Source organism: Streptomyces showdoensis, from assembly GCF_039535475.1.
Lineage (GTDB): Bacteria > Actinomycetota > Actinomycetes > Streptomycetales > Streptomycetaceae > Streptomyces > Streptomyces showdoensis.
Window position 1 is genome coordinate 314656 of sequence record NZ_BAAAXG010000012.1, and the last position, 13722, is coordinate 328377.

A 13722-nucleotide genomic window follows, 5' to 3' on the forward strand; every position below is an offset into this window, starting at 1 on the left:
CCCTGGGCCGTGTCCGGAAAGTCCCGCCCCGGCTCGCCTGCGGGCAGACGGCGCTACGTTCCGGACACGACCTGGCGCTTCTCCAGCGTCACCAGGAAGCTCCGCGCCGGGCCGACGTTCCCCGCCGCGTCGACCGTGCGGTACTCCACCGTGTGCGTGCCGTAGTCCGGCGTGGCGTCGTCCCACGGCACCACCCGGCTGCGGCCCAGCTTGCCGTAGACGAGGTCGTCGATCACCGTGCCCGAGGGGGAGAAGCGGAACGGCGCCCTCGCGTCCGTCGGCCAGCCGTAGTACGTGTACCAGCCGTCGCCGTCCACCCGGAACTGGCTCACGACCGCCCCGTCCCGGTCGTCCCGCGCGGTCAGCCGCATCGTGAACTCGGCGTCGTAGACGTACTCGACGGGCCGGCCCGGCCGGTGCACCGTGCGCAGCGGCGGCGACAGCTCGTACCCGACGGAGGCGGCGACCGCGTCCACCGTCCAGCTCAGCTCCTCGTCCGTGCCCGGGATCCGGGCCGTCACGGTGTGCGTGCCGGGGGCCAGCCGCAGCGCGCCCAGGTCGAGATCGCGGTCGTTGCCCGGGTTCGGCACCGTCCGCCCGTCGAGCGTCCACCGCACGGCCGGGATCCGGCGCGCCGGATGCGTGGTGTCCGCGTACACCACGGACCGCGCGCCCACGGGGGCGCCCGTCGCCGTGTGCCCGGTGAAGGCGGCGCGGGTGGTGTCCCTCGGGGTGCGCAGCGCCGGGTCCACGGTCCAGCCCACCGTCCGGGTCAGGGCCGCCGAGGCGCGCACCGCGGGGTCGCGGACGAACGGGGTCGGGTCCGTGACCGTCGCCGTCAGCGCGTACGTGCGTCCCGGTGCCAGGTCCAGGGCGCGCAGGTCGAGCGTGCGGGCGCCCCCGGTCCGCAGCGGGCGCCCGTCGAGCCGCCACTCGACGGAGAGTTCACCGCCCACCGGGTGCAGCGTGTCCACCCACAGGGTGCGGTCGGCCCCGACCGGCGCCGCGTTCGGGGCGTGGTCCTGCACGAGGTCCACCTTCGCCGCGATCGCCCGGACCATCACCTCGCGCTCCACCTGGTCGAAGGCGTAGCCGAGGGTCTTCATCATCGAGTGACGGCTCGGCCGCCAGACGCCCCGGGTGCTGTAGAGGCCGCCCTCGTGGCGGCCGATGACCCCGCCCGACTCGCTCTCCTCGCCCAGCCAGCGCCACCACTTGGCACGCCGGTCCCGCATCTCCCGCTCCGTCAGCAGCGTGTGGTGCGCCGACGACGGCTCGGCACCCGTGTACGCCCCGCCCGGCACGCCGCGCCCGTAGTAGTCGTACTCGTCCTGGAGTCCGCCGAGCGAGTGCCCTATCTCGTGCGGGGTGATGAGCGCCGACAGCGCGTTGCCGCCGGACGCGGTGGCGTAACTCCCGCCCGCGCCGCCGTAGGTGGAGCTGTTCGCCAGCGCCACGATCTGCCGGTTGGCGCGGCTCGTCCCCGCGACGAGGTCGGCGAACCCGGCCGCCTTCGCGCTGTCGACGGTGAGCAGCCGCTGCACGCTGCCGGGGTTGCAGCCGCCCCAGAAGCCCATGTCGAGCGCGGTGTCGCGGACCGGCGCGTCGAGCCCCGGATCGCAGTCCACGCCCGAGTCCTTCGACGGCACCTCCACCGCCCACACGTTGATGTACGAGCGGTACGAGGCGAAGGGCTCGATGCTCCACAGCGTGCTCAGGTGCCGCTCCAGGTCCGCCCGGAACTTCGGCAGCTCGGCGGCCGTGTACCCGTCGCCCATCACCACGAGGTTGAAGCGCTTGTCGGCGGGCCCGGTGGTCTGCACCGGCACGACCGCCGCCCCGCCGGCCTCCGCGGCCTGCGCGGCGGCCGGGCTGCCGCCGCCGGCCACGGACCCGGTACCCACCAGGCCCGCGGCCAGCAGACAGCCCGCGGCGAGCCGGGCCACTCCTCTTCGAACACCCCTGCGTCGCTGTGAAGTCATGGGGCGCGAGCCTAGGCCGCGCCCCCGACCGCGTAAAGATGTTCGTCGGCCGTCCACCTCACCGACGCAGGTAGGCAAGTCCCGCGTGCTCGGCGGTGTAGCCCTCGACCAGCCGGCGGGCCACCGTCACCGAGTCGACCAGCGGATGCAGCGCGAAGGCCTTCACCGCCGTCGCCCGGGAACCGCTCTCCGCCGCGGCGAGCACCTCCCGCTCGACCGCCTTCACCGCCGTCACCAGGCCCACCGCGTGGTACGGCAGGGGGTCCACGGACACCGGATGGGCGCCGGCCGCGTCGACGAAGCAGGGCACCTCGATCACCGCGTCCGCGTCCAGCACCGACAGGGTGTGCCGGTTGCGGACGTTGAGGATCAGGGTGGCCCGCTCGTTGCGGGCGATGGCCCGCATCAGCGCGAGCGCCACCTTCTCGTAGCCGCCCGACTCCAGGTCCTCCTCGTCCCGGTCGCCGACCCCGGCCGCCTCCCGGTTGTGCGCCATGTAGGTCGCCTCGCGCTCGGCGAGGGTGCGGTGCCAGGCGGGCAGGGCGGGCGCCTCGGGGCGGCCCATCTCGTCGTAGAAGCCGGACTGCTGGTCCAGCAGGTACGCGCCCCGGGTCCGCTCGGCCTCCCGGTAGGCGCGGACCGCCTCCCGGTTGAAGTAGTAGTAGTGCAGGTACTCGTTGGGGACCGCGCCCAGCGAGCGCAGCCACTCCGTCCCGAAGAGCTTGCCCTCCTCGAAGGAGCCGAGCAGCCGGTCGTCCTCGAACAGGCGCGGCAGCAGGTCCTCCCCGCCGACCCGCAGGCCGCGCAGCCAGCCCAGGTGGTTGAGGCCCACGTAGTCGATCCACGCCTCGCCGGGGCGCGCGCCGAGCACCCGCGCGACCCGGCGGCCCAGGCCCACGGGGGAGTCGCAGATGCCGATCACCCGGTCGCCGAGGATCCGGGACATCGCCTCGGTGACCATGCCCGCCGGGTTGGTGAAGTTGATGACCCAGGCGTCCGGGGCGAGTTCGGCGACCCGGCGCGCGATGTGCGTGACGACCGGCAGCGTCCGCAGCCCGTACGCGATGCCGCCGGCGCCCACCGTCTCCTGGCCCAGCACGCCCTCGGCCAGGGCGATCCGTTCGTCGGCGGCCCGGCCCGCGAGGCCGCCCACGCGGATCGCCGAGAAGACGAAGTCCGCCCCGCGCAGCGCCTCGTCGAGCTCCGTCGTCGCGGTGACCACCGGGGCGTCCGGCACCCCCTCGCCCTGCTCGGCGAGGACCCGGGCGATCGCCGACAGGCGCCCCGCGTCCAGGTCGTACAGGGTCACGTGGGTGACCCTGCCCTCGGCGTGGTCGCCGAGGAGGGCGCCGTACACGAGCGGCACCCGGAATCCGCCGCCTCCGAGAATCGTCAGTTTCATGGCCGTACGCTACTCGGCCGGACGCGGCGGCCACGGGATCCGCCCGCGCCCGTCCGTTTCCGTGACCAGCCCTTGGACGCCCCCGCCGGCCGGCCCGGGAGCGCCGGCCGGCTCACCCCAGGTCGAGCGCGTTGCGCAGGCCCAGCCGGTAGCGCAGCCGGTCGTGCCGCTTGAGGCCCTCCAGCTCCGGCGGGCGGAACAACGGCCGCACCGTGCAGCGGGCGGCGGTCGAGCCGGTGCGGTCGAGCAGCGCGTTCACGGCCTGGCGGGCGGAGGCGTTGGCGCCCTCCATGGTGGCCAGGTCGATGTCGACGGCCACGTAGTCGCCCGCGAGGTACAGGTTCGGGACCCGGGTGGCCGCCTTCGGGCGGTTGTGGAAGGTGCCCACCGGGTGGACGAGGAGCTGGTCCTCGTTGGTCGGGTTCGGCGTGCCGAGGCCGTCCACCCCGGGGTCCAGGAACCAGGAGTGCAGCGCGCCGTCCTTCAGCACCGTGCGGCCCGTGTCGTTGAACGCGGCCTTCAGCTGGGCCCACACCTCCTTGGCGACCTCCGCGCGGGTGCACTGCTTGGCTGTCTTGCCGTACAGGATGCCCGGCCGGTCCCACTCGGAGATGTCCACGGACAGACAGTCGACGACCGCTCCGTCGCCGTAGTCGGCGGCGAAGTCCCGGGTGGGCCAGTGCCGGGCCTGCTGGATCGCGGTCAGGGACCAGGGCGAGTCGATGCAGTTGGCGTGCCCGGCGAGCAGCGGGGCGCTCTCCGTCAGATAGAACTGGATGCCGGTCATCCAGTCCGTCTCCAGCGCGTCGCAGCGGGCCAGCTGCGGGTCGGCCGCGCGGAGCGCGGCGCCCCAGGTCCGGCGGGCGTGCTCGACCGGCATGGCGGACACGTAGTGGTCCGCGGTCACGCGGCGGCGGACCCCCTGTGGATCCTCGGCCAGCACCGCCGCGATCCGCCCGGCCCCGGCGTCGTAGTCCAGCTCCCGCACGGTCCAGCCGACCCGGAACTCCACCCCGAGGCCCGTCAGATGGGTCACCCAGGGGTCGATCCACGCCTCGTTGGTGGGCAGGTCCAGGATCCGGTCCAGGGGCCCGTCGGCGCCCCGCCCCAGCGCGTTGAAGGCGAAGGCCTCCAGCAGGGTGGCGACCGTGCGCGTACTGGCCTCCTCCGCCTTGGTGGCCACGATGTTGCGGGTGAGCCCCACGGCCAGGATGCGCTGGTAGTCGTAGCTCATCCGCTCGGCCCGCAGGAACTCCCACCAGGGCGTGCGCTCCCAGGTGTCGTCCCGCCGCTCCTGGCAGCTGGTGAGGAAGACCAGGAAGCGGTCCACGAAGTACGCCGCCTCGTGGAGGGGGATGGAGCGGGCGGTTTCCAGGAGCGCGGTCAGTGCCCGGCGGATCTCGTCGAGGGTGAGCTCGGCCGGGCGGTGGCCGGGCCAGGGCAGCGGGATGCGCAGGTCCTCGCGGCCGGTCCGGGAGAAGGACATCTCGGCGGGGGCCACCAGGTTGTCCCACACCCCGTTGGCGTTGCCGGGGAAGGGAATGCGCCGGAGCGTGTCGGGGAGGTTGTGGTAGATGCCGGGGATGAAGCGGAAGCCGTGTTCGGCGGGGAGCGGGCGGCGCCCGCCGCGGGCGCTCTCCGGCACGTCCATGGAGCGGGCCTTGCCGCCCAGCGCCCGGCGCTCGTAGACGGTCACGCGGTAGCCGCGCTCGGCCAGTTCGTGGGCCGCGGTCAGCCCCGCGACCCCGCCGCCCAGCACGGCGACGGAGAGCGGCGCCGGAGCCTCCGCCGCGCGCGCCGGCCCGGCGCCGACGGCGACCGCCGAGGTGACCGCGGCTCCCGTGACGGCGGCCGCGCCCGCCACGAATCCGCGCCGCGAGGTGCCCGTACGCTCCATGCCCCACCCCTTTACCGCCGGTAACAGTACGGTCCGGCGCAGGAGCATAGAGGCGGCCCCCGGACACCGGAAGCACCGTGCGGGCGACCGCTCCGCACATGGCGCGATCCCGCCCCCGCCCCCGCACGGGACAATGGGCGCATGTCCCGACGCAACGCCCGCACCACGCCGGCCCGCCCCGCGCGCCCCGCCCTCACCCCCGACTCACCCTGCCCCTGCGGCCTCGACGCCCCCTACGGCGCGTGCTGCGGCCGCTTCCACGCCGGACCGGCCACCGCGCCCACCGCCGAACTGCTCATGCGCTCCCGGTACAGCGCCTTCGTCGCCCGCGACGAGCCGTACCTGCTGCGCACCTGGGCACCGCGGACCCGGCCCGCCGACGTGGACTTCGACCCGGCGCTGCGCTGGACCGGCCTGGACATCGAGGAGACCGGCGACGGCACCCCCTTCCACCAGCACGGCACCGTCACCTTCCGGGCCCGCTACCGCCAGGGCGGCGCGGCGGGCGAACTCCACGAACGGAGCCGCTTCGAGCGGCACGAGGGGGCGTGGGTGTACGTGGACGGGGAGTTCCTGGACTGAGGCGGGGGAGGGGCGGCGGATCCGAGGTTCGGGTTCCGGGGTCCGGGGTCCCGTATCCGAGCTCCCAGGTCCCAGCTCCCGGATACGGGATCGGAGCTCACCGCGCCGCCGCGCCCACCGTCTCCTGCTCCCGTCGCGGCAGCCCCTGCGCCAGGTCCTCCGCGATCAGCTTCTTCGCGATGGCGTCCGTCGCGGCCCGCAGCTCCGGGCCGCTGGGCCGGCCGCTCTCCTGCTCGACCCGGTCGCTCAGCCAGTCGCCCCACGCCCGCGTGATGACCTCCGCCTCGCGCTTCCCGGCGGAGGTGTGGGAGAGCAGGTTGCCGTCCCGGGTGAGGAAACCCTCCTCGACCATGCGCTGGAAGACCGGCAGCAGGACCTCGGGCGGGACCCGGCGGCCCGCCGAGATCAGGCCGAGGCTCGCGTGCCCGACCAGCCGGGTGAAGAGCTCCACCTGCATGACGGCCCACGCCCCGGCCGTGTCGAGCCGGGTGTCGGAGGCGGTGACGATCCGCCGGGCGGTCTCGAAGTCGGTCTTGCGGATGATCCGTCCCACGGCCAGCTCCAGGAGCTTGGCCGAGTCGCCGCTGCCGGTGGGGGAGGCGAAGCCCTCACCCATGTCGGGGGCGGAGGCGCGGGCGGTGTCCCGCAGCGGCACCTGCTTGAGGAAGAGCGCCACGACGAAACCGACGGCGGCCACCGGCACGGTCCACAGGAAGACGGTGTGCAGCGTGTCCGCGTACGCCTGCACGATCGGCTCCGCCACCCCGTCCGGCAGCCCGTGCACGCCCGCCGGGCTCTGCGAGGCCTTGGCGACGGCCGCCGGGTCCAGGCCCAGGCCCGCGCCGATCGCCGACGCCTCCGCCGCGCCCTCGGTGAGGTTGGGCCGCAGGGAGTTGGCGTAGATGGTGCCGAAGACGGCGGTGCCGAAGGAACTGCCCAGGGTACGGAAGAAGGTGACGCCCGAGGTGGCCGTGCCCAGGTCCGCGTAGTCGACGGTGTTCTGCACGGCGATGGTGAGCACCTGCATGCACAGGCCGATGCCGACGCCGAGCACGAACATGTACAGCGACTCCAGCCAGGTGCTGGTCTCGGGGCCCATCAGCGAGAGCAGGTACAGGCCCACGCCCATCACGAGGCAGCCGACGATCGGGAAGGTCCGGTAGTGGCCGGTCTTGCTGACGACGTTGCCGCTGAAGACGGAGGCGATGAGCAGGCCGACGACCATGGGCAGGGTGCGGATGCCGGAGACCGTCGCCGAGTCCCCGTCGACGTACTGCAGATAGGTCGGCAGGAAGGTCATCGCGCCGAGCATCGCGAAACCGACGATGAAGCTCAGCACCGAGCAGACGGTGAAGACCGGATTGCCGAAGAGCCGCATCGGCAGCATCGGCTCGGCCGCGCGGGTCTCCACCCAGCAGAACAGCGCCAGGGCGATCAGCCCTCCGGCGAAGAGCCCGATGATGACGCCGGAGGTCCACGCGTACTCGTTCCCGCCCCAGCTGGTGGCCAGGATCAGGGCACTGGAGCCCGCGGCGACGAACGCGATGCCCGCGTAGTCGATGACCGGGCGGCTCGCGGAGCGCACCGAGGGGATGGTGCGGGCGGCGGCGATGACGACCAGGATCGCGATCGGGACGTTGACGTAGAACGCCCAGCGCCAGCTCAGGTGGTCGGTGAACAGCCCGCCGAGGAGCGGCCCGATGACGGTCGAGACGCCGAACACCGCGCCGATGGCACCTTGGTACTTGCCGCGCTCGCGCAGCGGGATCACGTCGGCGATGAGCGCCATCGAGGTGACCATGAGGCCGCCGGCGCCGATGCCCTGCAGACCGCGCCACACGATCAGCAGCGTCATGTTGGTGGCCAGGCCGCACAGGAACGAGCCGGTGATGAAGACGATCGCGGAGATCTGGAAGATCACCTTGCGGCCGAAGAGATCGCCGAACTTGCCGACGAGCACGGTCGCGACGGTCTCGGCGAGGAGGTACGCGGTGACCACCCAGGACATGTGGGCGGCGCCGCCGAGGTCCGCGACGATCGTCGGCAGGGCGGTGCCCACGATCGTCTGGTCCAGGGCGGCCAGGAGCACGCCGAGCATGATCGTGCCGAAGACGATGTTGCGGCGTCGGCGGTCGAGCACGGGCGGCTCGGCGGCCTGGGGCGCGGGGGCGGCTTCGCTGGTGGTGGTCACTCTCGCAGCCTCACACCGACGGCGGCGTCCCGCATGTGGGGTACGTCCGAACCGGTGCGGGGACGGGGCCGCGCCCCGAATGGCCGAGAGCCGCGGGGTGTTCGCCGTGGCGCCGGGGAACGGCGTCCCTTCAGCCCCCGGGCGTCAGCACCCCGGGCGCACCGGCAGCTGCGGGTGGTGCTTGGCGAGCACCTTGTTGGCCCGGGCCAGCGCGGCCAGCGCGTGCTCGCGGTCGGCCCGGTCCTCGGCGCACAGCGGCCCCCGGAAGCGGTACACCTCGCGCGCCGCGCAGTCGGCGTCGACCTCGGCCTGGAGCACGTGCAGTGGCAGGCAGGACCCGATCAGCGCGGCGACGCGGTCGGGGATCGGGACGGGTACCAGGGGCGAGGGCGAGGCGATCACGGTCAGTCCTTGTGGGTCTGTCGGGCGGGAGAGGTTCTCCCCTCCATACGTACCGGATCGCGGTAGCGGTTCGACGACGGGTCCGTCACCGCGCGGCAACGCCCCCGCGCCGCTTTCGGCGAGCCGTACGGGCCCGGCGGCCGGACCGCGCGGCGTCGTCGCAGGTACACCCCGGTGCAGACACCGGATCGTTCACCAGTTCACCGAACGCAAATGCGGGGAAAGGGAGTTGCCGCGCTCCCGGGTGTGGGGCATCTCACCCCAGGATCGCGTTCAGGTCGTACGAGACCGGCTCCTCCAGCTGCCCGTAGCCGCAGGACTCCGGGGTGCGGTCCGGGCGCCAGCGCTTGAACTGCGCGGTGTGCCGGAACCGGTCGCCCTCCATGTGGTCGTACCCCACCTCGCAGACCCGCTCCGGGCGCAGTGCCACCCAGGACAAGTCCTTCTTGCCCGACCAGCGGCTCGGCGCGCCCGGCAGCCGCGCCCCCTCGTGGGCCGACTCGTCCGTCCAGGCCGCCCAGGGGTGCCCGTCGGGCGGGTCCATCCGCAGCGGTTCCAGCTCCTCGACCAGCTCCGCCCGCCGCTTCGCGGTGAAGGCGGCGCAGACGCCCACGTGCTGGAGGGCGCCCCCGGCGTCGTACAGGCCGAGCAGCAGCGAGCCCACGACCGGGCCGCTCTTGTGGAGGCGGTACCCGGCCACGACCACGTCGGCCGTGCGCTCGTGCTTGATCTTGTACATCAGCCGGGCGTCCGGCCGGTAGGGCAGATCGAGGGGCTTGGCGATCACGCCGTCCAGACCGGCGCCCTCGTACTGCTCGAACCAGCGCGCCGCGAGCTCCGGATCGCGGGTGGCGGGGGCGAGGTGCACCGGGGCGTCCACTCCGGCGAGGGCCGCTTCGAGGCCGGCCCGGCGCTCGGCGAGCGGCGTGTCGAGGAAGGCGTCGTCACCGAGGGCCAGCAGATCGAAGGCGATGAAGCGGGCGGGGGTCGTCTCCGCGAGCATCCGCACCCGCGACGCCGCCGGATGGATGCGTTCGCTGAGCCGGTCGAAGTCGAGCCGGCCGCCGTGCTCGACGACGATCTCCCCGTCCACCACGCAGCGCTCGGGGAGCCGGGCGAGCAGCGCGTCGACGAGCTCGGGGAAGTAGCGGGTCAGCGGCTTGCCCGTACGGCTGCCGATGAACAGCTCCGGCCCGTCCCGGTGCACCAGGGCGCGGAAGCCGTCCCACTTGGCCTCGTACTGCATCCCGGGCGGGATCCGCTTCACGGCCTTCGCCAGCATCGGCTTCACGGGCGGCATCACCGGCAGGTCCATGCCGCGATTCTAGAGACCTTTCGTGGAAAACATGCCGATACGAGACGGTCGAGGCCGATATGCGGCTTACGTTCCTCCGGCCTAGGCTGACCGCCATGGCAGGCAAGGCGGACGCGGTGGAGCTCGAGGTCGGCGACCGGACCGTGCGGGTGTCCCATCCGGACAAGGTGTACTTTCCCGAGCCCGGCTACACCAAGCTGGACATGGTCCGCTACTACCTCGCGGTCGGCGACGGCATCACCCGCGCCCTGCGGAACCGCCCCACCACGCTGGAGCGCTACCCCGACGGGGTGACGGGGGAGTCCTTCTTCCAGAAGCGGGCGCCGAAGTACCTCCCGGACTGGATCCCGACGGCCCACATCACCTTCCCCAGCGGCCGCTCGGCCGACGAGATGTGCCCGACCGAGCCGGCCGCCGTGCTGTGGGCGGCCAACCTGGGCGCCGTCACCTTCCACCCCTGGCCGGTGCGCCGGGAGGACACCGACCACCCCGACGAACTCCGCATCGACCTCGACCCCCAGCCCGGCACCGACTACGGGGACGCCGTCCGCGCGGCCCACGAGCTGCGGGCCGTCCTCGACGAGCACGGGCTGCGCGGCTGGCCGAAGACCTCCGGCGGGCGGGGGCTGCACGTCTTCGTGCCGATCCTGCCGAACTGGACCTTCACGCAGGTCAGGCGCGCCGCGATCGCCTGCGGGCGGGAGCTGGAGCGGCGGATGCCGGACCGGGTCACGATCAAGTGGTGGAAGGAGGAGCGCGGGGAGCGGATCTTCGTGGACTACAACCAGACCGCCCGCGACCGCACGATCGCCTCCGCCTACTCCGTCCGCCCCCGTCCGCACGCCCCCGTCTCCGCACCGCTGCGCTGGGACGAGGTCGACGACGCCGTGCCGCGGGACTTCGACATCCGCACGATGCCGGAGCGGTACGCCGAACTCGGCGACGTGCACGCGGACATGGACGACGAGCGCTTCGACCTGGAGCCGCTCCTGGAGCTGGCCCGCCGCGACGAGGCGGACCACGGCCTGGGCGATCTCCCCTATCCGCCGGAGTACCCGAAGATGCCGGGCGAGCCGAAGCGGGTCCAGCCGAGCCGGGCGAAGAAGGAACCCGGGGCGAAGTAGGAAGCCGGGGCGAAGAAGGAAGCCGGGGCGAAGAAGGAAGCCGGGGGCGAAGAAGGATGCCGGGGGTGAAGAAGGAAGCCGGGGGCGAAGAAGGATGCCGGGGGTGAAGAAGGAGCTCCCGACGACGGGGGAGCCTCAGGCGAAGGGGGACCCCGAGTGACGGGGGAGCCCCAGTGACGGGGTGAGCGTCCGTCGGCCCGCCGGGGCCGGACTCCACGGCACCCGCGCACCACTGAAACTATACGAACGATCGTGCTAGCATTTTTCTGTCGAGGGTGAGCGAGAACGATCGAGGAGATCCGGCATGATTCCGAAGGCTCTGCTGGTCCGCGCCACGAGCACCGCGCTGAACGCCGCCGCGCACGTTGCCCCCGGCCCCACCGGGCGGGCCGTCTTCCACCTCTTCGTCCGCCCGCTCGGCCGGGCCCGCGTCAAACCCGCGGAGGAACGGCTGATGGCCGCCGCCCGCGTCGACCGGATGCGGGTCGCGGGCAAGGAGGTCGTCACGTACGCCTGGGGCGACGGCGAGCGGCCCGTGCTGCTCGTCCACGGCTGGTCCTCGCGCGGCTCGCGCCTCGCCGCCTTCGCCGAGGCCCTGCTGGCCCGCGGCTACAGCCCGGTCGCCTTCGACGCCCCCGGGAACGGGGACGCGTCCGGCCGGGCGAGCAACATCATCGAGTACCGCGAGATCATCCGGCGGCTGCACGCCCGGCACGGCGACTTCGACGCCGTCGTCGCCCACTCCTTCGGCGTCGTCGCCGCCCTCTTCGCCCTCCGCGACGGCGTCCGGACGGGCCGCTTCGTCGGCATCGCGGGGGTCGGCTCCTTCGGCCTGCTCACCGCCGCCTTCCAGGGCATGACCGGCTTCGGCGACCGTGCGCTCGGCGCGATGCGCCGCCATGTCGAACGGAAGCTCGCACCCGAAGAGCCCGGCGTCTGGGGGCACTTCGACGCCTCCTGGCGGCCCGAGGACCTCGGTGCGCCCGTCCTGCTGATCCACGACGAGTCCGACGGCCTGGTGCCGCTCGCCCACGCGCACGCCATCCGGAAGGCGCACGGGGAGCGCGCCCGCCTGGTGGTCACCCGGGGGCTCGGCCACCGGCGCATCCTGACGGACCCTCAGGTCGTCGCCGAGGCGATGGAGTTCATCAGCGCTCCGGCATCGGCATCGGCATCGGCGCCGGTGGCGGTGCCCGCCCCGACGGAGGCGGCCGTCGGCTCCCGCTGACCTCGGCGCCCACCCCCTCCGGTGGGCGGGGCGTCAGGCCCCGGGGGCGTCGATCCCGTCCCGCGCCCCGTCCGTCGCCTCGGCCCGCAGGCGGCGGGCGATGCCCCGTTCGGCCCGCTCGTACGCCGAGGGGTCGGCGAACAGGACCGACTGGGCGTTGGCCGACTCCATCAGGGCGATGATCTCGAACGCGAGCTGCGCGGCGTCGGTGTCCGGCACGAATCCGCCCGCCTGCCGGGCCTCCTCGACCGTCCGCTCCACGTAGCCGATCCAGTCCCGGCGGGCCTGCGCGATCGCGTCGTGGACCGGGCCCGTGCGGGCGTCGAACTCGGCGGAGACCGCGTAGAAGAAGCAGCCGCCCGCGAAGACCCGCTCCGCGGAGTAGGCGAGCCAGTTCCGGCACAGCGCCCACACCCTGCCGGGGCCGGGCGGGAGGTCGGCGAGCGGGGTGACGACCGCGCGGGCGAAGATCGCGGCGGCGGCCCGTACCGTGGCCAGCTGGAGCTCCTCCTTGGAGCCGAACAGGGCGAAGACGCCGCTCTTGCTCAGCTTCAGCTCGGTGGCGATCCGCCCGAGCGACAGCCCCTCCAGGCCCTCGACCGAGGCGATGTCCATCGTGCGGCCCAGCACGAGCCGCCGGGTCTGGTTGCCGCGCTCGACGCGCCCGTCCGTCCTGGTGCTGCCGCTCATGACCCCATCGTACTGTCCGCACGATCGTGCGGACACTCTGGCGGCCGGACCTACGCCTCCGGGACGCGCCGCTCGCCCGGCGCGAGCAGCAGCACCTCCAGGGCGCGGGCACAGGCCCGCGCCTGTGCCAGGAACCAGTCGAGCCGCTCGTCGGTGATCAGCGAAGGCGTCGCCCGCACCGCGAGCGCGAAACGCGCGTGACCGGCCCGCTCCAGGACCGGCACCGCGACCGTCCGCACCCCGAGCGCCGACTCGCCGTCGTTGAGGGCGTACCCCTGCTCCCGCACCCGCGCCAACTCACCCGCGAGGGCACCGGGTTCGACGATGGTCCGCTCGGTGAACGCGTACAGCGGGGGCAGCGCCTGCGGCCCGCCCTCGCCCGCCCGCGGCCAGGCGAGCAGCACCTTGCCGAGCGCCGTCGAGTGGAGCGGCCGGCGCAGACCGACCTTCGGCGTGACCGAACCGCCCGCCACGATCACCGCGTAGCCGCCGCTGCGCAGCGCCAGATCGGCCGTGGCGCCGGTGCGCGCGGCCAGGTCGGCCAGCTCCGGCGCGGCCAGGTGCAGCCCGCGCTGGTGGTACGAGAGCCGGCCCAGCTCGGTGACGGCCGGGCCGAGCCGGTAGCGGGCCGTGCGCGCGTCCTGCTCCAGGAAGCCGGCCCCCAGCAGCGTCCTGGCCAGCCGGTGCGCGGTCGACGTCGACAGGCCGAGCCGGCGCGCCAGGTCCGAGGCGCTGAGATCGGGCCCGTTGTCGTGGAAGCAGTGCAGGACGTCCAGGGCCCGGCGCACCGCCTGGGCCCCGGCCGGTGCGCGGACCGGGCCGGCCTCGGTGGTCATGTGTGGTTCGCTCCCCCTCGCCGAATGCTCCGAACGGCCTCCCACGCTCCCACATGGCGGGAGCCGAAGCAGC

General features: G+C 73.7%; 11 protein-coding genes. 3 read left to right on the top strand and 8 right to left on the bottom strand.

From position 1 onward, the window contains the following. Positions 1–53: 53 nt before the first annotated feature. From ABD981_RS08185 to ABD981_RS08195, 3 genes are all read right to left on the bottom strand, one after another. The gene (locus ABD981_RS08185; RefSeq protein ID WP_123954948.1) at positions 54–1982 is read right to left on the bottom strand and encodes a M64 family metallopeptidase; all 1929 of its coding nucleotides are present in this window, start codon (positions 1980–1982) and stop codon (positions 54–56) included. A gap of 58 nt (positions 1983–2040) precedes the next feature. Further along, positions 2041–3384: a 6-phospho-beta-glucosidase gene (locus tag ABD981_RS08190; protein WP_046910428.1), complete on the bottom strand. Its 1344-nt coding sequence runs from the start codon at positions 3382–3384 to the stop codon at positions 2041–2043. A 112-nt stretch (positions 3385–3496) separates the two neighbouring features. After that, on the bottom strand, positions 3497–5281 hold the full coding sequence (locus tag ABD981_RS08195; RefSeq protein ID WP_046910429.1) for a hydroxysqualene dehydroxylase: 1785 nt from the start codon (positions 5279–5281) through the stop codon (positions 3497–3499). A gap of 141 nt (positions 5282–5422) precedes the next feature. Between ABD981_RS08195 and ABD981_RS08200 the strand changes: the two genes are divergently transcribed. Further along, positions 5423–5863, top strand: coding sequence for a YchJ family protein (locus tag ABD981_RS08200; protein ID WP_046910430.1), 441 nt, complete (start codon positions 5423–5425; stop codon positions 5861–5863). A 97-nt stretch (positions 5864–5960) separates the two neighbouring features. Here the strand turns inward: ABD981_RS08200 and ABD981_RS08205 are convergent, their stop codons facing one another. The 3 genes from ABD981_RS08205 to ABD981_RS08215 form a co-directional block, all read right to left on the bottom strand. Further along, positions 5961–8054, bottom strand: a complete 2094-nt coding sequence (locus ABD981_RS08205; RefSeq protein WP_046910431.1) for an MDR family MFS transporter — start codon at positions 8052–8054, stop codon at positions 5961–5963. 144 nt (positions 8055–8198) lie between these two features. Continuing rightward, positions 8199–8453 (bottom strand): hypothetical protein, encoded by a 255-nt coding sequence (locus ABD981_RS08210; protein ID WP_240495392.1) that lies wholly within the window; start codon positions 8451–8453, stop codon positions 8199–8201. 259 nt (positions 8454–8712) lie between these two features. Beyond that, positions 8713–9771, bottom strand: coding sequence for an ATP-dependent DNA ligase (locus ABD981_RS08215; RefSeq protein WP_046910433.1), 1059 nt, complete (start codon positions 9769–9771; stop codon positions 8713–8715). A gap of 95 nt (positions 9772–9866) precedes the next feature. Here ABD981_RS08215 and ligD point away from each other — a divergent pair, with 95 nt between their 5' ends. Together ligD and ABD981_RS08225 are read left to right on the top strand one after the other, a co-directional pair. Then, positions 9867–10895 carry a non-homologous end-joining DNA ligase gene (ligD, locus tag ABD981_RS08220; protein ID WP_046910434.1) on the top strand — a complete coding sequence of 343 codons (1029 nt, stop codon included), beginning with the start codon at positions 9867–9869 and terminating at the stop codon, positions 10893–10895. 304 nt (positions 10896–11199) lie between these two features. Next, positions 11200–12123 carry an alpha/beta fold hydrolase gene (locus ABD981_RS08225; RefSeq protein WP_046910435.1) on the top strand — a complete coding sequence of 308 codons (924 nt, stop codon included), beginning with the start codon at positions 11200–11202 and terminating at the stop codon, positions 12121–12123. A gap of 33 nt (positions 12124–12156) precedes the next feature. On the opposite strand, the gene ABD981_RS08230 is transcribed toward ABD981_RS08225, so the two are convergent. Together ABD981_RS08230 and ABD981_RS08235 are read right to left on the bottom strand one after the other, a co-directional pair. Next, a complete protein-coding gene (locus tag ABD981_RS08230; protein WP_046910436.1) occupies positions 12157–12813 on the bottom strand; it encodes a TetR/AcrR family transcriptional regulator in 657 nt (218 codons plus the stop codon). 50 nt (positions 12814–12863) lie between these two features. Next, positions 12864–13649: an IclR family transcriptional regulator gene (locus tag ABD981_RS08235; protein WP_046910437.1), complete on the bottom strand. Its 786-nt coding sequence runs from the start codon at positions 13647–13649 to the stop codon at positions 12864–12866. Positions 13650–13722: the final 73 nt, after the last annotated feature.